Here is a 21,792-nt window from a genome sequence, read left to right as displayed (position 1 = left end):
GTTAGCTACCAAGGTAAAGGTTGGCCAGCCCTTTAGAAATATCCTGGTTCGATTTTTTTAGTGGCTCTTCCTCTTGTGCTTTTACAGAGAAAGTAAGCAGTCCAAAGAAACAGATTAATACTGATTTACACTGTATTCTTTTCATCTAATCTAGGTTTTTTAGGTTTGATTTAAATCTTGTCATTACAAACTTGGTTGAGGTCGAATAATGAAGAAACCAATAAATATTCCTGCCATAATAGTTAGTGCAACAATGAACATCTGTGAAAACTGGTGTGCCCCGAGCACCATATCGCCACTTGCCATTGTTGCTAAACCGCGAAAACCAATAGTACCACTCACCAGCATTACAATGGCGGGAATAAGCACAATAGAAGTTGGTCGGTCCGTTTTACGTGCCCATATGTTGGAAACGACTACCGCAATAATTGTCCCTAGTAAATTACCCAGGTTGGCATTCATTATCGAACTTCCTGCTTCAACACCTAAAAATGCAAGGGCAGATATAAGCACCGCCCATGGTAAATCTCTACGCGAAACTTGAAATGCAAAGGCCAATCCTATCAGTAGCAACGGAAAATACAACAGCATCCACTTTTGGTCTACGGGAGCTTGTGGATGTACAGCTGTTATGGTTGCGGTTACAAATACACTGGCAATAGCCAATCCAATAATTGCACCTGCAATTTGTTTAATGAGCGTAATTAAGCCACTCTTCAAGTTGTACATGCCTGATTTTACGCGTTTCGACACTAGCTCGCCAGCACCCAGACTGATGGAGAAACCCGGAAGAATAATAGCAATTGCAGAAAGGATTACCACAACCAGATTTAAACTGGGAACCCAATGCTTAACCATCATTGCAAGAAAGCCTGTGATCATTGCGGTTGTAAGTGGCATCCAATTCATAGCCCAACCACCAATGCGGGCCGATAATAATACCAATCCATAAACAAGGATGCTAAATAGCGATGCGAATAGCGTATCCATCCAACCCGCACCAAAAAGCGGGGCTAGCCCAAATCCGACAAATAAATACCCGAGCATACTGGCAAATTTGCCCCAGGGCGGGGGTACTTGGTCTATGGCATCAATGCGTCGGTCAGCATCATTAATAGATAGAGTCCCGGCTTTAATATTGTTTAACACATCGCCAAGTCGGGCGAGTTTGTCTAAATCCATATCCGGAGGCGGTGTGGCCATGACTTCAACACGCTCTTGAGAATCCGGCGTTTCCCGCAAGCCAAACCTAATTTCTACAGGAGTAGAATTAAATTCACCCTGATAGCCAAAGCTTTTGGCCAGGCTGGTTAAAAAAGATTCTAACCTGGTTGCCGTAGAGCCGTATTTATGTGCTGCAACGCCTACCTTAAGGATAAAAACCCAGGCATCGTCAAAGGAAACCTTTGAGCCTTCAGACAATTTTGATTCTTTCATTCAAATTATTTATTAAAGGGCTCTACTCTTTGTAGAGCCCTTTTTTGTTTATTGATTTTTATTCAGTTTATTCTCCATGGAGCATTTTAGCTACGGCACGAATGCAGCCTGTCGCCATTTAGTCAAAACCAAAGGTAAAAGGCTCACTCATGCGGGTCTTCATGTGGTTAGTGCCAGGCACCGGCCCATCATCCCCGAGGTAGAAGCGGACGGTAATTTCGGGCTTGGACAAGTCACAATTGGTATTGATCAGCGTGCGTTCCTCAAACGCCGCCTCAGCCTTCTTGTCATCGACAAAGGCGCAGTGGACAACATCGACCAAATCTTTCGCATCCGATTTTTTAAACGGAGCCTTCATATCTGCATAGGTTTTGTCCAAAAGATTCATCCGATAAAAAGTATTGTGTTCTGCTTCCTCACTGTAAGCAGGGAATTTACTGGAATCAGTATACAAAGCTATTGGATGATTTGTACAGAATAATGGCTCTCCTGGTTTTCGATCCGTAAATACATAAGCCTGGGATGTTTTGTCGATCTCGAAAACGGTGGCATTTCCATCACCATCAGCAATGAGCATATGAATACACATACCTACTTGCATGACACGAGTTGTCAGGATTGCTTTTTTGGCGTCCTCAACTGTAGCACAATTGCTGAGAAGGTAAGCACCAAGTTGAACATCTGACAATCCATTTATTCTACCTCCGGCCATAGGTGCACCGCCTGCACCAACTCCATGCGAGTCTGCGAAGGTTGTAAAATAGAGTCCTTTCTCATTAATACCATCAATAAATGGCGTTAATATGTCATGACCACCAACTAATATACTTTTGTATCCTTTGTCAGGTCGAAACTCAATTACATTGGCTCTTTCTTCACATCCATGTGCACCTTCAGGTCCCTTTTTACCAAAAAGGGTGCTCCATGTTGGCAGCGGAAATAAGTCGTGATTACGAGCTGTAAATACTCCTTTTTTAGTATCACTTTTCTCTATGGGCAGCACGAGACCTGAGCATGCGCTGAATGACCCACTGATTGATTCACCTCTGACACAGTCATAAACGTCGTAAGGTAGCGCAGTGGTGTCGTATTCATTATCATCCGCTGACAGGCCATATGCACGACTAACGCCCTTAGCGCGTTCGTTCATTGCCGGCCAGTTGCGCTTGAAAAATTCCCTTCTTGCCTCACCATAGATGGGGTTATCATATTTCTCGAGGGTACAGTCATATTTTTCTTTGGCGAGCGTAGCTAATTCATAGCCTATTTCCTCCTCGCTACCAGCTATAATGATATGATGTGGTTTTGCATAGTTTCCTTCTGTAAAAGGATAAATCGGTTCGTTTTTTAAAATTGCCATAATTTTCTGTTTTAAAGTTATTGTAAAGTTGTTTAGAAGAGCTCCGCTTTACGGGCAGAGCCCTCTTCTATTTATTGATTGAATTTTTGTAGATCACGCCGTCTTTCATAATGATTTTCAGGTTATTGGCGTCTGTTACCGCCCCCAAGTCGTCAAGCGGATTGCCATCGACTAGCAGAAGGTCGGCATAACCACCCTCTACCACGGTGCCGAGCGTGCCCTCCTGATAGGGGTTTCGCAGGCCACTCATCGCAAGAAGATCACCTGCATTGCCCGTCGCCATCTTCAGGATCTCGACAGGCTCATACCACTGCAACAGCCGCTCCATCTGTTGTACCTGCTCGGCAAAGACATCCTCTGGCAGGTTGAACATGTCGGTGCCATAGGTGAGCTTGAGTTCCGGAATGGTCTTGGCTGTTTTGTAGACAAAGGCCGTTCCCTTGCAGACCTCCGCGAGCTTCGCATTTGAGAAGTCGGAGAGTTGTGGCTCGCTGCAGACAGTAAAGGGCTGGGTGCTCAGAAACACGCCTTCCTTTGCCATGCGGCGCAGCGTGGCTTCATCTAGCAGTTGCCCGTGTCCGACATCCTTCACTCCGGCGTCGATGGCGCGGTTGATCGAACTGGGATGGTACGCATGGATGGTAACGTAGGTCTGCCAATCGGCCGCCGCGTCGACCGCCGCTTTGATTTCTTCGAAGGTAAACTGATTACCGAGTAGCGGATCGGCGGGAGACGCATAGCCACCGCCCGTCATGAGCTTGATCTGCGACGCGCCGTTGCTGAGGTTGTCACGCGTCGCGGCCAGTACTTCGGGCACGCCGTCGACGAGATAGCCCATCCCCTGTTCATAAAGCGGCGTTATGTCACCGCCGAACCGGGGGTGCTTCTCGTTGGGAAAGCGGAAATCGAAATGCCCGGCCGTCTGGCTCAAGGGACCGCCCGATGGATAGATGCGGGGCCCCGCCAAAAGGCCCTCATCGATGGCCCGCTTGAGCCCGAAGACATTGCCGCCCATGTCGCGCACCGCAGTGATGCCGCGCATCAGCATAGCCTCGGCATCCTTTGTTGATTTGATTGCGTTGTAGTTGGGATCGCCCGTCAGGAAGTCCACCGCCGGCAGCGTCGCAAAACCGAGATGGACATGGCTATCGATCAGCCCAGGCATCAGTGTACGCCCACCGCCGTCGATTACTGTTGCACCCTTAGCCTTAATTGAGCTTGTAGAGATTGTTTTAATCAAATTACCCTCTATTAAGACATTGGCATTTTCAATCATTTTTTCATTCACTCCGTCAAAGATGTTGACATTGGTAATCAAGGTTTGCGCAGGATTGTCCTGTGCAATAGCTACGGAAAACCATCCAATCAAGGCGATTGCTGTAGCTAGTAGTTTCATTTTTAAGTTTTTCATAACTTTCTGTTTTAAAGCTGTTTGAAAGAGATCCGCTTTACAGGCAGAGCCCTCTCCTATTTATTTATTGAATTTTTGTAGATCACGCCGTCTTTCATGATGATAACGAAGTTTTTATGCGGATCGGCAATGAGGTCAATGTCCTCCAGAGGATTTCCGTCCACCAAAAGCAGGTCGGCTAAAGCACCTTCTTTAACCACACCGTTCTCGCCGGGATAGGGATCGCGAGGCCCGGAACGCTTCATGATCTGATAGTTCTGGCTGGTCGCAATCTTCAGCACTTCCCACGGCTCGAAATAGCGGACGAGCTTCGCCAACTGAGCCCCCTGACGCTCTGCGAGCGCCGGATTACCCTGTGTATCTGTCCCAAACCCGAAGAGCAAGTCATATTTTTTTGCTAACGCGAAGGCATTATCGGTTCCTGAGATTAGTTGCTGGTATTTTTTTTCCTGAAATGAACCTGGAGGCATTGGGATGGCATCCTCATCGTTGTAGAAGGGCTGCAGGCAAACTGAAGTATTCGTCTCCTGCATAAGTTTTGCTGTTTCCTCGTCAATCAACTGGCCGTGCTCTACATTACGGACACCGCCTCGGATTGCGTTCTGGATCGCCTTCGCGGTATAGGAGTGAACAGTCACATAGGTGCCCCAGTTCTCCGCGACTTCAACGGCTGCAGCGATTTCCTCGATGGTGTATTGCGAAACGTCGAGTGGATCCGAAGGTGAAGCAACACCTCCACCGCCCATGAGCTTGATAAAGGCCGCTCCATGCATCAGGTTCTCGCGCACGCGCTGCATAACTTGCGCCCTGCCGTCTGCGATCGCAACCGTACCCATCCTTTCTTGCGGAGTAAGCTCTCGTGAATAGCTTTGAGGGATATCAATCGGGCTACGGAAATCGCCATGTCCAGACGTTTGCGAGATCATCGAACCCGCAGCGTAGATCCGGGGGCCAACGAACAGACCCTCGTCGATTACCGCCTTTACATCAAATACAGGGCCGCCCACGTCTCTCACTGTGGTAAAGCCCCGCATAAGCGTCTTTTCTGCCCCATGGACCGCCACGAGATTCAGTCTGCCCGCACCGGCCGCAAACGGGTCCCCAGTCATATAGGCCCCCATGCTGTGCCAATGAGCATCTGTAAGGCCAGGCATCAGCGTGCGCCCTTCACCGTTTATGATGGTCACATTATCGGTTTGCGCAACCATCAAAGGTTCTTTAGATATTTGTTTGATGATGTTTCCTTCAACCAAAACATCCGACTTGAACCGTTTATCGGATAGGCCATCAAATACCTGTACATTGGTAAAAAGTGTAATTTGTTTTGGCTTGTCCTGTGCAATAGCTACAGAACACCACCCAATGAAGGCGATTGCTGTGGCTAGGAGTTTCATTTTTAAGTTTTTCATAATTTTCTGTTTTAAAGATCTTTAAAAGGGCTCTGCTTACGGGCAGGGCCCTCTTCGTTACTGGTTTATTATTTCCCTGCTAACTTTTTTGCTGCAGCTCTTAAATACCCGGGAGAATGATCGATTCCTGAAATTTCATCTGGATTTGGTGCTAAGCCAAAGTATATTCCACAAAAGTCACGCTTCGGATCTACGTAGATCCCTTGACCCATATTTCCATGTTTGAACATGCCTCCATCAGGAAAATAATGATCCCATTGTGCTGTATTTTTTTCCGGAACTTCTCCAAACCAGTCTGAACCATACTGCTCTTCTGTAGATCCTTTGTAGGCTTTATGGTTTCCAAGATCTTGAATGGATTTAAGTAAGTCATCTGAAATAATCTTTTCGCTTGCTACTGCATTCCAACTTGGTGTATATATTAATGCAAAGCGAAGAAAATCTTCCGGGGTACAATTGTGAAGACCTGCAGCTAATGGCACGCCCTCTGCAAGTCCACAAATAAACTGACCGTTCGCGCCTATTTTAGACCATACACGTTCATTAAAGTATTCTTGCCATCTCATACCTGTTACATGTTCAGTTGCAAGAACCAGCATCATTGTGTTAGCACCAGAGTATCTGAAACGGTCACCTGCAGATTCATTTGGTAAAGGTTGTGCATCTTGAGCCATTGCCGCCCAATCACCTTTCCCTTCTTCAAAAGCAGCTGTAAACCACTTCGCAATCCACGTATCAGGATTCATAAGATTCTCCCCGGTTTCTTCAATATCAAGTCCGGATGACATGTTCAATGCATTTTTCACACTTACCTTTTCCCATGCAGTACCTCTTAACCTGGGTACATAGGTAGGCATTGGTTTTTCAAGGTCTATTTTACCATCTTCAGCCAGCAGCATAATCAACAAACCCACCGTTGGTTTAGCTGCCGACATCCATATGTGTATGTCATTTGGATTCATTCCGGGATACGTTTCAAAGACTACTTTTCCTTTATGCGCCATCATCATAGCCTGCACCTGACGTTTTCCACCTAAATATTCTTTTAAAGTAGGCGTAGTAGTGCCATCTAATGCGGTAAAAGTTAAATCCAATAAATCAGGATTAAGATCTCGTTCTACAATACTCTTTTTAGTTGGTGCTGGTACCACAGCACATTTAAAAAATTCCGGGATATGTAAATTATAATAAATGGAATCTTCGCTTCCTGATTGCCAGTTTGGAAAACTATATCGTTTTGTAGCAGCATCAACAAAATCAGCTGATTGAGGCTTTTTCCATTTGTTCATAGGAGTTACTAAGTTTAGCATCTCGTTTATTCTGTCTTGTTTACTCATTTTGATTAATATTTAATGATTAAATGAATATTTGTCTTATTACTTTATATTAAAAGTAGTATTGGCGTCCAGCGGATAGATAGGAGTCTTTAGCTTGGTATGTTCGAAAATAGTGATGTCGCGACTAGTGGTTCCGGGAACATCAGCGATCAGTAATTTGTCGGTGAAGTTTTCATAGAATGCCCGGAAGTGCATCCCGCTTTTGACACCAATGACGTCATATTCCTGAATGATGATGCCATGTGGTCTCCCTTGTGTATCATCATAGGTCTGGCATAGACCGGATATGACGATAACATCCACCGTATTCACCGCTTCGATGACCAACCTAACAGTAGGACCAAGTTCGTATGGGCCGTTGAAAGCGGTCCCTCCGCGAACGGTCTCATTCCCATCCGAAATCGACTTGACATAGGCTTTGGTCTTGATCGGTGGGCCTGCCAATGGCTCAAATTTTCCACCGAGGTTCACATCGATTGTCGCTCCTACACCGGCAGCGACTGCGGCCTTCGCGGTTTCCGGATCGTGTATGGACATGAAAGCGACTTTCCCCAGGCCTTTGGTCTCCATAAGGGCCTTCAGCAGATGGGTGCCACCACCTCCGGCTCCGCCACCCGGGTTATCCGCAGCGTCCCCAATCACAATAGGGGTATGGTCGATGACATCGCCTTTCGTTGGCAATTTACGAACATAGTGGCCGTCCTTCTCGAGCATAGCCAGTGCAGTGTTTATCGTTTTATCCAAAGGGTCTAATGAGATGACAGACTCTTCACGGTGTTCCCAGATCCACTGCGTCAGTTCGTCCACCAGTTCTTGTGCCAGCTTGGGGTTATTTTCGGTAGTAGCCATCGGGTACATGCCACAAAAATCACTGTCCTGGTATGGAAAGCCATGCATCACAGAGCAGTTCAACACGCCGGGCCGCTTTTCAATTTCAATGCACTTTTCTTTCAGTCGATTTGCAAAGGTGCCCTCCTGTTCGGTATTACTCACCGGCATCATCACTGGCACTCTGCGATAGGCCGGGGTGGGATGAGATTCTCCTGCCAGGATCGCAGCGCCACGATACATGGCATCACGCGCGCAGACATTCATATCCATATGAGGATATTCTTTGCAGGTACTGAAGAAATTCATGTTGTCCTTCATTTTATCTGTGATCTTGCCATGCAGGTCGCCCGACCAGACGATCATCGTGTCCTTTCCGACCAGGGCTCTGACCGACTCCGCTAAATCTCCTTCAAGATCGTGTGTGCTATTTACCATACCTGCACCGTGAACAGAAAGGTAGACGATGTCCATCGGCAACTGTGATTTCAGCGTGTCCATCATCTCCTTTTTCGCATCTTTCCAACACTGATCGCTCACCGTACTAAAGCACCAGTCTATATAGAACAGGACACCCGGAAGCAGCTCCCAGCCTTTTTCCTCGCACACATCCACTGGCCCGCCAATGGCAGTTCCTTTCAACTGCATGATCTCATCGCCTCGGAAAGTGCGCATTCTGTCGAGCGTGGTTTCTCCCATGCCTTCGGTGAGGTAGGTGTTGGTTTCATGGAAAAACCCAACATAGGAGACTCTTAATTTTTTTGACTTTTTCATCGTTCTTTTCTATTTAAGCGTGTTTTTGTAGATTTTGCCGTCCTTCATGATGACAACGAAGTTTTTATCGGGATCCATTACGCGCCCGTTTAAAACGACGAGATCATAGGTGACGTTTGAAGTTCTTTTCTGTTGACCGTATGAGAACGACACCAGGAAAACAAATAGAATTAGGAAATTGTGTTTCATAGTTTTCATCTGTTTTCAATGATTAATTTCATTATATGCTTACTTATTTATTGTTTTGAAGCCGATCTTCGAATAGCTTGTCCTGGTGCGGCATTAGTATCCAGTTTGCTTTGTTTTACAACCAAAACGCCATTTACTAATACAGTGCTTAATCCAACAGCCAGGATTGGGGTAATTAAAATTACCAGGGTAATGGAACAACAGGCGAAACAGTAAAACGTATTTGATGTTGTGGACCAAATACCTCTGGTGATGCCACATAATACCAATATTGTAGGTTAAACTTTACAGGCATTTTACCAAAAATCATCACTTTAGTCACACCAGTACCAATAGGTAGTGTTAATTTATTTCCTTTTTCCGCTTTGTGGTTATAGGAATATGTTGGCGAACCTTGAATCTGCCAGCCATTTGTTAAATTAACAACATAAAAATATTGCCCAGCAGTAATACTTGCAGATTCGCCTCCGGCAGCTGTAACCCACATATCGTCAGCAAGAATTGTAAAACTATCCGGATCTGCATCAAGGTTATTAACACTCCATGCGTGATTTACCAATATTCCAGCTACACCCCAATTAAATATTTGAGCAACCATCAACTCTGGACCTAATAAGGTATAATTTGATCTTAAGGCATCATTGGTTGCCGTACGAAAACTACCAAATGCACCAATTACTCCAATTGTTTTTGATGGAAATGTTTTTCCTACCGCAACATCAGCGCTGATATTTCCCAGATTGAATCCCTGATTTTCAAACCCATTCGCCCCAAATGTTGGTTGCGTAACAATAAGAGGAATTTGAGGTCTTACGAAAAGATTCATCGTCTCATTTAATGGTATCGGAAGGATCGGTTGAAAACCTATGGTAAAACTATTTTGGCTTCCCGCATCAGGCAAATCTCCCTGAAAATTTACATAATCAAAATTAAAATTCATGGTACCCAAAACGGTGTTAGGATTAGCTAATTGTGCCGCTATGTCTGACTCTTCTTCACCCAAAGTTTCATCATCATCTTGAGCACTCATCACAAAAGTGGCAAGGCCAAGGCAAATCAATCCTATTTTTTTTAAAAATTTTATTTTCATTTGTGTGTTTTTTTAAGTTAATTATTTATCACTATTACGATTAATTTTTCCAATGCAGTATTTTGGCTCTGGCTCATTCTAAACTTACATTTAAAGGCCTTTCTCAGGTCGTCAAATTTTGTAATCATTTATTAGTTTTCACATGCGCCTTTCCATGTAAAGCATGTCGTTAATTCTATCTTGTTTTCTCATTTTAAATTTCTTTTAAGTTGTGCTCTAATACTAATCTTTGTTCTGTTCTGTATGTTTACTCAAACGAAATTATTACAGTAAATAGTAGTACATTGTTTTGTTTCATCGTTCTTTTCTATTTAAGCGTGTTTTTGTAGATCTTCCCGTCCTTCATGATGATTAGGAAGTTTTTCTCTGGATCGGCAACCAGGTCAAGGTTTTCTAATGGATTTCCATCCACTAAAATTAAGTCTGCTAATGCTCCCTCTCTAACCACACCCAGCTCCCCTGGATAAGGGTCTCGTGGTCCGCACATCTTTATGAGCTCGGCATTGTCGTGGGTTGCCATTTTCAGCACTTCAAAATGCGTGAACCAACGCTTCATCTTGGCTAATTGCTTGCCTTGTTTTGCCGCCAGTACCTCATCGAAAAGCGTGTCTGTACCCCAGGCGATTTTTACGCCGTGTTTCTTGGCATATCCGTAAACTTTGTCTGTGCCCTCAGTCACAGTTATAAATTTGGCTCTATTGGCCGAGCCTTCAGGAAAGGAAATAGCATCCTCATCATCGAGAATGGGTTGCATGCTTAGCCATGCACCTTTTTCTGCCATGAGTTTGATTACGTCTTCACCCAACAGGTGTCCGTGCTCAATACTCTTCACACCTGCTTCCAAGGCTTGTTTGACAGCCGTGTCCGTAAAGGCATGGACCGCGATGTAGGTATTCCAAGTGTTGGCGACCTCCACAAGGGCACTCATTTCAGCAAAGGTGTATTGGGTTACATCTAAGGGGTCGAAGTTTGATGACACCCCGCCACCAGCCATCACTTTGAGCTGGGACGCACCCTGGCGCAAGATTTCTCGCGACCGCTTAATTACCGCGGGCACCCCGTCAGCTATTATCCCCATACCCGATTGCTGAAGATAATCCAGAGGTTGACCAGGATTCTCAGGCACAGTCAAAGGTGAACGATAGTCCCCATGACCCGAAGTCTGGGAAATAACCGCACCAGAAGGGTAGATGCGTGGTCCGTTTATAATTCCTTCATCAGTCGCCTTCTTTATTGAAAAAACATTACCACCAATATCGCGGACCGTGGTAAACCCTCTCATCAAAGCACCCTCGTTCGCTATAGCCCCTTTCAAACTCATGTAGGCCAGATCATTTGTCATCAACTCAGCCAGAGAAAGCGTCGCAAGCAACGAGTGCCAGTGGGCGTCAATTAGTCCAGGCATTAGCGTACGACCTCCTCCATCAATAATGGTCACATTATCGGTTTGTATGACCATCAAGGGCTCTTTGGAAATTTGCTTGATGAGGTTTCCTTCAACCAGGACATGCATGTCCTTTTGGAGTGTTTCGGTTTTTCCGTCGAAGATATTCACGTTGCTGATAAGCACGAGCGTCGGCGACTGTTGCTGTGCCTGAGCTAATGCCGGTTGAACTGCAACTAATGACGAGATTATAACAGTAATTAATAGTACAATGTGTTTTTTCATGAATATTGTTTTTCAATTTTAATAATTGAGTTTGCCTTATGACTGGAGATAATAAAAGTCATATAAAGCTCGGGCAACTTCCGCAATAGCCCGTTCTCTGTCCGAATCGGGCGTCTTACTGCTGTTTGTGAACACGGCGATAGCAAATCGTCGACCGTCAGGCAGCGTGATATAGCCAACGTCGTTGGCAACTCCGCCTAAGGTTCCGGTCTTGTGCGCTACGGGCGTTCCCTTCGGCAACATTCCCCTTAGTCGGCCAGCGCCAGTGCGCGTGCGCGACATGACGCCTAGCAGGAACTCGCGGCTTTTCGGGCTCATCGCCTTACCACCCTCTATGGCAAGTAGGAGTTTCAGATATGCATTGGGCGTTGTGTGGTCGCGGGGATCCGCCTCGAAGTCCGGATTAGGATCAACCTGGGCCGCCACTAGTGCCGGGTTCTTGCCGATGGCCTCAACGACAGCTTCCGGGGTGACCGCTGGCAAGTCGTAGAAATCCATGAGAATCTCGCGGACAGACCGGTCGACCCTGAAATCTTTAATCCCGAGCCTGCGAAGGTTCTCGGTCACCGCTGCTGGTCCACCTGCCAGCCGCAAACAGACGTCGGTCGCCGTGTTGTCACTCTCTGTGATCATCGCATATATCAAGTTCGCTAACGAGAACTGGACCCCGGAGTAGGGGAATCTTTCGGCAATCGCAACTGTGCCAGCGACATACATATCTTGCGGGACGTCGACCATTTGGTCTAGACTGAGTTCCCCTTTGTCTACGCGATCCAGCACGGTCGTGGCGATCGCCACCTTGTAGGTGCTGGCCATGGCGAAGGTCTCATCACCATTGACCGCTATGACCTCGTCGCCGCCGATTTCCTGTGCGGCCACACCAATGCGGCCAACCAGCCCCTCCGTAAGTTTCTCAATCTTCTGAGAAACTTCTTTCATATTTTGTTCCTGACCTAATGCCGGTTGAATTGTGAATAATAACGAGATTATTACTGTAAATAGTAGTGCAATGTGTTTTTTCATGAATATTGTTTTTCAATTTTAATAATTGAGTTTGCCTTATGACTGGAGATAATAAAAGTCATATAAAGCTCGGGCAACTTCCGCAATAGCCCGTTCTCTGTCCGAAGCGGGCGTCTTACTGCTGTTTGTGAACACAGCGATGGCAAATTGTCGACCGTCAGGGAGCGTGATATAGCCAACGTCGTTGGCAACTCCGCCTAAGGTTCCGGTCTTGTGCGCTACCGGCGTTCCCTTCGGCAACAGCCCCTTGAGTCGGCCAGCGCCGGTGCGCGTGCGCGACATGACGCCCAGCAGGAACTCGCGGCTTTTCGGGCTCATCGCCGTGCCACCGTCGATGGCAAGCAGGAGTTGCAGGTACGCATTGGGCGTTGTGTGGTCGCGGGGATCCGCCTCGAAGTTCGGATTGGGATCAACCTGGGCCGGCACCAGTGCCGGGTTCTTGCTTATGGCTTCAACGATAGCTTCTGGGTTGACCTCTGGCAGGCTGTAGAAATCCATGAGAATTTCGCGGACAGACCTATCGACCCTGAAGTCGGTGATCCCGAGCCTGCGCAGGTTCTCGGTCACCGCTGTTGGCCCACCTGCCAGCTGCAAACAGACGTCGGTCGCCGTGTTGTCACTCTCTGTGATCATCGGATATATCAAGTTCGCTAACGAGAACTGGACGCCGGAATAGGGGAATCTCTCGGCAATCGCAACTACGCCGGCGACATACATATCTTGTGGGACCTCGACCATTTGGTCGAGACTTAGTTCCCCCTTGTCCACGAGATCCATCACTTTCGCGGCAATCGCTATTTTATAAGCACTCGCCATTGCAAAGTTTTCATCGCCATTTATGCTGACATTCAGCCCTGAACTAAGTTCCTGTGCAGCCACACCAATACGGCCAACCAGCCCCTCCGTAAGTTTTTCAATCTTCTGAGCAATACTTTTGTCAGCAGATACTGTTTTTGTTTCTTTCATGATTTTTGTTTTTAAATATTAATAATTGAGTTTATTTCTTTATGCTCATTTGATTTTCATGATTTATGAAAAGGATTAATTGGATTCATTATTTTCATAGACCTGTTTCCCTTCTTTGATGGTTTCTACTACTTTTATGGTATGAATCTTCATGGGGTCAATTTTTAAGGGGTTTTGGTCTAAAATCACAAAATCAGCCAATTTACCCACCGTGAGTGTTCCTTTATGGTCTTCCTCAAAATACTGATAAGCGCCCCAACGCGTTTGTGAAAGCAAGGCTTCATAAGGCGTCGTTCGTTGTCCGGGACCGAGTATCAATCCACTTCGGGTTATCCTGTTGGTAGTGGCATCGATTATTCTTAATGAATTGGGGGGTATCACCGGACAGTCTGAATGACTGGTTAAATTAATGCCCGCATCAATAAGGTCTCTGGTGGGGGAGATGTATTCTGCCCGTGGTGAACCCAGCACGGAGTTTAAATGCCAGTCTCCCCAATAAAAGGTATGAACAGCATATTCAGAGGCGAGCACATTTAAATCTGCGATTTGTTGGATCTGATCTTTCCGAATCACCTGGCCATGAATTATGGTGGAACGATGATCATCGTACCCATGATTTTTTAAGGCCTCCTTGATGCCAAAAAGAAATTCATCCACTGCAGCGTCTCCATTGGTGTGCGCCAATAATTGCCATTGATTTTGAAAAGCCTGATCCATAAATTTTTGCGCATCTTCTTTTGTATATTTAGAGTACCCATGATAATGATGGTCTTTCCCTGAAGGCGGTATTAAATAGGGCTGGGTAAGCCATGCCGTTTTGCCCTGTGGTGACCCATCCAATACTAATTTTACCCCGCCTACACGATAATGGTTCAAGTAACCATGATCTTTGGTATAATACTTACTGTCCATGGCTTCTATGCCCATATCCATGACCGGGTAGTTTACCAAATCTATATACAGTTCTCCGTTATCTGCCGCTTTTTTCAAAGAATTGTTAAAGCCTGTAACACCGCCACCTTCCTGTGCAGTGGTGTACCCAAATTGGGCATACATTTTTTGTCCGTTTTCAACAATTTTAGCATCTGTTTCATCGTCTATTTTGGGCAACATTTGCAATTGTAAGGGCTGAAATGCGGTTTCTTCAAGGATTCCATTCGGATTGCCATCGGCATCTTTTCTGATGTGACCTCCTACTGGATCCTGACTATCTTTAGTGATTTTAAAAACTTCCAATGCCTTATGGTTCACCGCCCCCAAATGACCTGACTGATGTACAATAATTACAGGAACTTCCGTGCTTACTTTGTCCAGGTCATCTGCTGTGGGATGGTCTTTTTCTGCCAATTGAGAATCGTCATACCCAAAGCCGATCAGCCATCCAAACTTGTTTAAGAAGAACTTCCCTTTTTCTGAATCTTTCCAGGAATTCATCTCATCTACTACGCCTTGAATACTATTACAATTTCCATCTGGCGGAGGCATTAGATTGGCCATCATATTGTAAAAACCTGTAAGATAAAGGTGTCCATGTCCATCAATAAATCCAGGTAAAAGTGTTTTGCCTTGCAAATCTATTTTGCTGGCTTTTGGAAATTGTTTTTCTGCCTCTTTTAGAGAACCTACAAAACTAATTTCCCCTTTTTCCCTAACAACAGCTTCAGCATATTGCGCTTCTTCTCCTTCCATCGTAATAATGTCACCACCATAATAGAGGGTTATTTCAGTAGAATGCTCAGGAGTTTCCTTATTACTTTTGGCATTTTCTTTACAAGAAGATGCCATTAATAAGATTCCTAAGAGTGTAAATACAATCTTATTCATTTTAAGTATATGTTCTAATATTTAACGTGAGTTCGACATGTTAAGCCTTAATAATCATATGTTTAAATAATTTCAATATAAGAACGATGTCATTCCGAACGAGGTACGAGGAGGAATCTCATCCTTATGAGATGTCTCGTCACTCATACTTCACTCTGTCGACATGACAGAATGCTGTTTATCAAAAAAATAAATACTTTTCATCATTGAGATTTACATCGAACTCACGTTATTTAATAAAAAATTGGTTTTATTGTTTATGATACTTTGCGTCCAATTCAATTATTCCAGTGGTGTATTTCTCATTCCAGGCATCAACTGATATTGGTTCGATACGCCCCTTTGCTTCAGGTTCAAAACGGATTGATTGACCAGTATTCTCTCTCTTAGCAGTCACTTTTATAAAATCTTTCATCAGCGTTTATCATTACCTTCATTATTATGGGTCAAATCGTAAAATTTCTCGCCCCTTCGGGCGAGAATGTCACGATCAGTCTTTCTTGCCCTCAGGGAAAGCATACGAGAAGTCATCTGGCATACCGGTCGAGAATTGGGCATTCCACGACTCTACCGAGATTGGCTCGAAGCGCGGCTTGTCTTCCGGTTCAAACCGGATCGGCTGACCAGCAAAAACAGGAACCAGCACATCGTCACGCACGGTCACCTGACCGTTGACGATTACCGCTTTCATGCCCGTTGAAGGGACAGCGCCCTTTTGGTACGTTGAATTGTCCGTGAAGGTTTCAGGGTCAAACACCACAATATCGGCAACCATGCCTTTCTGGATGCGGCCGCGCTCTTGCATGAACTTCAGTCCCGTATCTCCCATATGCTTGGCAGCGGTGTAGCTGAGTATCGACATCAGCTGCATCATCGGGATGTTGTTTTCCCGTCCAAGTCTTATCGTTTTGCCTCGGGCACCAGCTGTACGGGGGTGGGTGCCGCCAAGTGAGTCCATCGGGAAATCCCAATCGGCGAGGTACGGCGTGGCACCAACTGCATCGCTGGCCATGGTCACGCCCTTCAATGTCAGCCACTTCGCCTCGTTTTCTTCGGGCTGCTTGAAAATAACGATTGGTCTGGTCGGTTCGGATGCGACCGTGGCCTTGTAGGTCTCCAGGGTATAGTACTCACCCGTGACCGGATCAAGCATGGTATCTTCATAGCGGTTACCAAATACATCGATCCAGCTCTCAGGCTCCAGGAATGAAGCATTGATCGTGGTGGAACCCGCAGCGTAGGGATAGATTTCACCCCAGATATTGTGGCCCTGTTCCTGAAGCTCGATAATCATCTGGTGTGCAAGCCGCCAGCCGGAGTTGTTGAAGTGCAACACAATCGCCGGGGCGCCAAGCGCCAGGGCGTTGGAGACAAGTTCCTGTGCACCGTTATTCTCTTGGGTGTCGTTACCCAGCGTATAGCGTGTATGTGCACCTGTCGGGCGGCCATAGCGTGCTGCGACTTTCTGCACCTCGAACATCTCCCGTGAAGAGACGCCCTCTCTCATATACCCCACGGTGCTGCCGATACCCACGGCACCAGCCTGCAGGCCCTTGTCGAGCTCTTCCAGAATCGCGTTGCCCTGTTCCAGGGTCGGACGTGTTTGGCTCCAGCCCGTTTTCGCCCGGGTTGTGTAAGCCGCGATGGGGCCTTCTTTCAGGTAATCGGCGCCGTCTGAACCGTCTATGAACATTGCACGGGCAAACTCGTGACTCACCGCAATACCATAGTTGGCCTGGGTCTTACCGGCACGCGCTTCGTACCAGTCTGCGATATAGGATCCCGCACAGCCCATCTCAAAATCCATGCTGCTGGTCACCCCGTCGCGCAACCCGAGGGAATAGCCTATCGGCGTTTGAAAGTGGAAATGGGTATCAATGAATCCGGGCGCAACGATTTTTCCTGTCGCGTCCACAGACTCTGTACCCGTCAGTGGCTCTTTTGTAATCGCGACGATGCGACCGTCTTTGATACCCACATTTGCGATATCGTCAAACTCCGTTTCCGGATCTATGACACGGCCGTTTGATATGACCAAATCGTAGCTTTCGTTTGAATCAGCTTTCTTTTGGTCGCATGAAAACGATACCAAAAGTATAAGTAGAATAATTAAATTGTTTTTCATTAGTTTAAAAATTTAATAGTTAATAGTTATGTTCTAATAGTTATATTATAATTGTTATTCATCAAGTCTGTTTTTATAAATTTTTCCGTCTTTAATTTTCAAATTTTCTGTATTTGTCACTAATCCAATATCTTCATGGGGTTTTCTGTTCTTGAATTGCTGCCCGGATTGGTTGGCCGGGAAAAACATCCTTCAAAACCTTAGAGTCCTTAACCACGACAGTGCCGTTGACAATAACGTAAGGAATCCCAGTAGATGGCAAAGTACCCATCGCAGGTGTTGCATTGTCTTTGACAGTAGCTGGATCAAAAATGGTAATATCTGCATCTTTTCCTAACTGTATGCGCCCCTTGTTCGCCATTTGGGGTACACCGTTTTCCTGAAGAAATTTAGCTGGCATGAAGCTCATCTTGGAAACCGCCAACATTAAGGGCATTAGATTTTCTTCACGTACTAACTTTAAAATTCGAGCGTGGGTACCTGCACCTCTAGGGTGCGCATTTATAGATTCATAAGGTGTATCCCAATCTATAGGTAACGAGCCGTCCGACTTAGAAACGCCCGGAAACGCATCGCTTCCAATCATGGAATTTGGGTACGAAAGCGCCCAATATAAGTCTTCCTTAGTGGCATTTTCAAAGGTGACGTTGGTTAATGGAGCTTCTTTCATCAATTGCTCGTACGTTTCCTTTGTTAAAGGCTGCATGTTCGAAATATTGGTAATATCTTTATAATCATGCCCCATGTTATTTTGGTAATTATCTGGTTGAAGATAGTCCGCACCAACAATTGTAGAACCATAGGTATAAGCGTAGATTTCAGACTTTACAGGAATGCCTTTTTTAGCTGCAGCATCAATGAGCGCCTGTGCTTGTTTTGTTTGACTCAAGGTCTGGGCTGTCATATGAGCGATTACTAAACCTCCACCATATGCCTCAGCGGCACCAAGCTGTTGTAGTGTACCTGTTAAACCGTCATTTGGTGGGAGTTGTCCCGAAAAACGTCCGTGTAAATAAACGAAACGCCCATACTTTCCTGCCAACTTTTGAGCACCAATTCCTTCCTCAGACCTCGCACCTTTTACCATATAACCAGGTGTATATCCAATACCAAGACCTCCTTGCTTTAATCCCTCTTCCACTAAATTGATTATCTGTTCAACCTGTTGGTCGGTAGCAATACCTTTGGACCACGCCATGGTTAAATGCGTCTCGTCCTGTATACCGCTATCATTGATAAGCGCTCCATCTTTGGTTTTATAGTTGGGGTTGAGCACCATCTCCCGAGCAGCTTCTAGACTGGCAGTGGCTCCGTAATTTGTTTGTGACCTCCCCTTCATCCTGTCATACCAAAAATCAATTGGGAGTACTCCTAATTCTAATTCTAACGCAGTTGTAACACCATCTCGCAAGGCCAGCTTTTGTCCAAATGGAGTTGGTACATTGTGAGTGTGCGGATCAATGAAACCAGGCGCAACTACATGTCCGGCGGCATCAATCATTTCTTTACCTTTAATGTCACTTTCGGTAATAATAGCTATTTTCCCATCTTTGACCCCAACATTGGCGACATCGTTGAACATGGTTTCAGGATCCATAACCCGGCCGTTTAATATGACTAAATCATAGGTTTCGTTTGAAATGGTTTGCTTTTGACCGTACGAGAACGCTACCAAGAAAGCAAACAAAATAATGAGATTGTTTTTCATAAAATTGTTGTTTATCAGTTTTTACTTATTTAATTGTGTTCTTGTAAGTTTTCCCATCTTTCATAATAAAGCCAATGTTATTGGCATCCATTAGTAATTTTATATCCTTAGTTGCGTCGCCATTGACGATGATAATATCTACAAATGCTCCTTCTATTGAAATTTGTTTGATGAGGTTTCCTTCAACCAAAACATCCGCTTTGATCAGTTAATCGGATGTGCCATCAAATACTTGTACATTGGTAAAAAGGGTTATCTGTTTGGGCTTTTCCTGAGCGAAAAGCCCTAAACTGATAATACAAAGTATGGATACTAATAATGAATTTTTCAAATTCATGAGCTATTTTAAAATGTTAGTGATTCGGTTTAAAGTGATTTTAATTTGAATCCAACAACGATATTCACTATTCCAATGATCAGAAATCCAATACCCATCCAAGTAGTGATAACAAGTGCTCCCACTATTATATTACTCATAATAAAGTAACCAACAATCACAGAAAGCACACCGCCAAGCATACTTAATCCCCAAAGGGAATTGCCTTCTTTTTTACTTTGAAAAGAATCAGCAAAAGACATGATACCGGATACGATAATCCAGAAGCCTATAACAAAAGGTAATGAGGCTGCTGTAAGTGCCGGGTTTGATAAGAGCACAAAAGCGAATACAATATCAAGTAGACCTCCGGCCAGTACCCATCCCCAATTGGGAAATAAATCTTTAAAACCAATGGATGCTCCGGTCTGTAATATTCCTGTAATCAATAAGCTAATCCCAATATAGATAGCCACTCCCATGAGTGCATTCGCCGGATGGCGAAATACAAAAAATGCGAGTATTAATAGTATAATCCCTCTTAACAGGGTGAACCACCATAATTTTTGTAATGTTTTCATATTTAATTGGTTTTTGAATTAATTTTATTTAGTATTTCAGGATGTGTTTAGCTTTTGGAAAAACACATCCTGAGATGATTTAATTATTTTATGATTGATTTGGATCAAACACCCTTGGTTCAATCTCTATTTGATCTAAGCGTCCTTTTTCTTCAACAGGGAAGCGAATAGGTTTTCCCGGGAAAACTTTAAGCACTTCAGAATCTTTAACAACCGTAACTCCATTTACCAATACATAAGGAATACCTGTAGAGGGTATAGCTCCCATGCCTACCTCGTACGTTGAATTATCTCTCACGGTTTCCGGATCGAAAACAACGATATCCGCATCCATTCCTTCCTGTATGCGACCTTTAGTCTTAAACTGAGGGATACCCCCTAATTCGCCTAAATACTTGGCGTGCAGGTAACTCATCTTGGAAATGGCATCCATCAAAGTCTGGTTTTTATCTTCACGTACCATACGCAATACCTTGGCGCGGGTACCTGCGCTACGTGGGTGACATGTTTTTCCTTCATATGGTGAATCCCAGGGGTAGTATTCGCCTTTTTCATCTATGATAGCCATACCGTCTGAAACAACTACTACGCCCGGCTGTGCCATCCATTTAGGTTCGTCCTCAGCAGGATTGATGTAAACCAAAACCGTTCTGCCCGGATCATTCTTGCGAACGTCATCATGCATCGCCTTATCCCAAGGGGTGCCATCAAGGTTAGTAATATCTGAATATTTTAAATTCATCTGAGCCATGCCCGACGTTGAGAGAACATCTGCCGAGGCAAAGGTGCTGGCACCTCCATATGGGTAAACTTCACCCCATACTTTTGCCCCTCTTTTTTCTCTGGCATCGTTAATCAAAGGAATGGTGTATTCCCAGTCCATATTACTGTTTAGGTGAGAAGCCAAAAAAGGTGCATCTAATACCATAGCATTGGCTAACATTTCCTGAATTCCCAACTGCCCTTCTGTTGGAGGTCTGACACCAGCAAATCTTACATGAGCATCCGAAACGCGACCGTATTTTGATGCCATCTCCTGGTATTTGTACAATTCATACTGCGTAACTCCTGCGGTCATATAACCCACTGGAGCACCCACACCCAAAGCGCCCTGGCGAAGACCTTCATCAATACGAGCCATAATCTTGGTCATTTCTTCTTTATTTGGAAGCGTTGACGACCACCCTGGTTTACGCCCCTGTTTTTCGGCGTTTTCGGCCGCGCGACCTACCAAAGGGAACAGGCCGCCCATGTCATTTGCGTCAGCCACTATTTCAGCACCGTCCAGCACCGTTGCCCGGGCAAGCGTTGCGAGTACTACCATACCGTAGTTGGCCTGGGTTTTTCCCTCGGCCTCTGCATACCATTTCGCGATATCTCCGGCACCTGCTTCAAAATCCATTTGGGTAGTCAAGCCATCACGTAAATTAACCTTGCGACTAAATTGATCTGTGGCGTGCTGGTGCGTATCAATAAATCCTGGTGCAACGACGTGTCCTTCGGCATTTATGGTTTCTTTTCCAGCTATGTCCGCCTCTGTAATGATGGCTATTTTGCCATCTTTGACCCCAACATTTCTGATACCGTCAAAATTGGTTTCCGGGTCCATGACACGACCATTTAAGATGACCACGTCAAATTCCTGATTGGGATCTGGGCCTTTTTTAGTAGCTGTTTCATTACAGCTACTAAAAAGAAGTGCGGTAATACATAGTGTAAAAAGTGATTTTTTCATCTAGTCTATT

The 21,792-nt window shown here is 45.2% G+C and carries 18 protein-coding genes; all 18 read right to left on the bottom strand.

Annotated features, from left to right (window positions below):
- Position 1: 1 nt before the first annotated feature.
- Complete coding sequence (locus tag G504_RS19585; protein WP_019668110.1) at positions 2–145, bottom strand: hypothetical protein; 144 nt, start codon at positions 143–145, stop codon at positions 2–4.
- Positions 146–183: 38 nt separating this feature from the next.
- Positions 184–1,437 (bottom strand): threonine/serine exporter family protein, encoded by a 1,254-nt coding sequence (locus tag G504_RS0100220; protein WP_019668109.1) that lies wholly within the window; start codon positions 1,435–1,437, stop codon positions 184–186.
- Between the two features lie 118 nt (positions 1,438–1,555).
- Positions 1,556–2,797, bottom strand: a complete 1,242-nt coding sequence (locus G504_RS0100215; protein WP_019668108.1) for a carcinine hydrolase/isopenicillin-N N-acyltransferase family protein — start codon at positions 2,795–2,797, stop codon at positions 1,556–1,558.
- A 67-nt stretch (positions 2,798–2,864) separates the two neighbouring features.
- Complete coding sequence (locus G504_RS0100210) at positions 2,865–4,208, bottom strand: metal-dependent hydrolase family protein (protein WP_019668107.1); 1,344 nt, start codon at positions 4,206–4,208, stop codon at positions 2,865–2,867.
- 56 nt (positions 4,209–4,264) lie between these two features.
- Positions 4,265–5,617 (bottom strand): metal-dependent hydrolase family protein, encoded by a 1,353-nt coding sequence (locus G504_RS0100205; protein ID WP_019668106.1) that lies wholly within the window; start codon positions 5,615–5,617, stop codon positions 4,265–4,267.
- A 68-nt stretch (positions 5,618–5,685) separates the two neighbouring features.
- Positions 5,686–6,954 carry a serine hydrolase domain-containing protein gene (locus G504_RS18100; protein WP_019668105.1) on the bottom strand — a complete coding sequence of 423 codons (1,269 nt, stop codon included), beginning with the start codon at positions 6,952–6,954 and terminating at the stop codon, positions 5,686–5,688.
- A gap of 39 nt (positions 6,955–6,993) precedes the next feature.
- On the bottom strand, positions 6,994–8,556 hold the full coding sequence (locus G504_RS0100195) for a M81 family metallopeptidase (RefSeq protein WP_019668104.1): 1,563 nt from the start codon (positions 8,554–8,556) through the stop codon (positions 6,994–6,996).
- Between the two features lie 9 nt (positions 8,557–8,565).
- Positions 8,566–8,745, bottom strand: coding sequence for a hypothetical protein (locus G504_RS19580; RefSeq protein WP_157472963.1), 180 nt, complete (start codon positions 8,743–8,745; stop codon positions 8,566–8,568).
- 181 nt (positions 8,746–8,926) lie between these two features.
- Entirely contained in the window at positions 8,927–9,835 is a 909-nt protein-coding gene (locus G504_RS0100190; protein WP_019668103.1) for a hypothetical protein, read from the bottom strand.
- A gap of 307 nt (positions 9,836–10,142) precedes the next feature.
- Entirely contained in the window at positions 10,143–11,504 is a 1,362-nt protein-coding gene (locus tag G504_RS0100185) for a metal-dependent hydrolase family protein (protein WP_019668102.1), read from the bottom strand.
- A 36-nt stretch (positions 11,505–11,540) separates the two neighbouring features.
- A complete protein-coding gene (bla, locus tag G504_RS0100180; protein WP_019668101.1) occupies positions 11,541–12,527 on the bottom strand; it encodes a class A beta-lactamase in 987 nt (328 codons plus the stop codon).
- Positions 12,528–12,563: 36 nt separating this feature from the next.
- A complete protein-coding gene (bla, locus tag G504_RS0100175; protein ID WP_019668100.1) occupies positions 12,564–13,493 on the bottom strand; it encodes a class A beta-lactamase in 930 nt (309 codons plus the stop codon).
- A gap of 75 nt (positions 13,494–13,568) precedes the next feature.
- The gene (locus G504_RS0100170; protein ID WP_040443719.1) at positions 13,569–15,317 is read right to left on the bottom strand and encodes an amidohydrolase; all 1,749 of its coding nucleotides are present in this window, start codon (positions 15,315–15,317) and stop codon (positions 13,569–13,571) included.
- Between the two features lie 250 nt (positions 15,318–15,567).
- The gene (locus G504_RS19575; protein ID WP_019668098.1) at positions 15,568–15,732 is read right to left on the bottom strand and encodes a hypothetical protein; all 165 of its coding nucleotides are present in this window, start codon (positions 15,730–15,732) and stop codon (positions 15,568–15,570) included.
- Positions 15,733–15,807: 75 nt separating this feature from the next.
- On the bottom strand, positions 15,808–17,442 hold the full coding sequence (locus tag G504_RS0100160; protein WP_019668097.1) for an amidohydrolase family protein: 1,635 nt from the start codon (positions 17,440–17,442) through the stop codon (positions 15,808–15,810).
- Positions 17,443–17,575: 133 nt separating this feature from the next.
- The gene (locus G504_RS18095; RefSeq protein WP_019668096.1) at positions 17,576–19,150 is read right to left on the bottom strand and encodes an amidohydrolase family protein; all 1,575 of its coding nucleotides are present in this window, start codon (positions 19,148–19,150) and stop codon (positions 17,576–17,578) included.
- 366 nt (positions 19,151–19,516) lie between these two features.
- Positions 19,517–20,047: an HdeD family acid-resistance protein gene (locus G504_RS0100140; protein ID WP_083930681.1), complete on the bottom strand. Its 531-nt coding sequence runs from the start codon at positions 20,045–20,047 to the stop codon at positions 19,517–19,519.
- An 88-nt stretch (positions 20,048–20,135) separates the two neighbouring features.
- Positions 20,136–21,782 carry an amidohydrolase family protein gene (locus G504_RS0100135; protein WP_019668092.1) on the bottom strand — a complete coding sequence of 549 codons (1,647 nt, stop codon included), beginning with the start codon at positions 21,780–21,782 and terminating at the stop codon, positions 20,136–20,138.
- Positions 21,783–21,792 lie beyond the last annotated feature (10 nt).

Origin of the sequence: Eudoraea adriatica DSM 19308 (genome assembly GCF_000382125.1) — a bacterium.
GTDB lineage: Bacteria > Bacteroidota > Bacteroidia > Flavobacteriales > Flavobacteriaceae > Eudoraea > Eudoraea adriatica.
The sequence above is the reverse complement of the archived record's forward strand: the minus strand, read 5'-3'. Positions and strand labels throughout refer to the sequence as shown.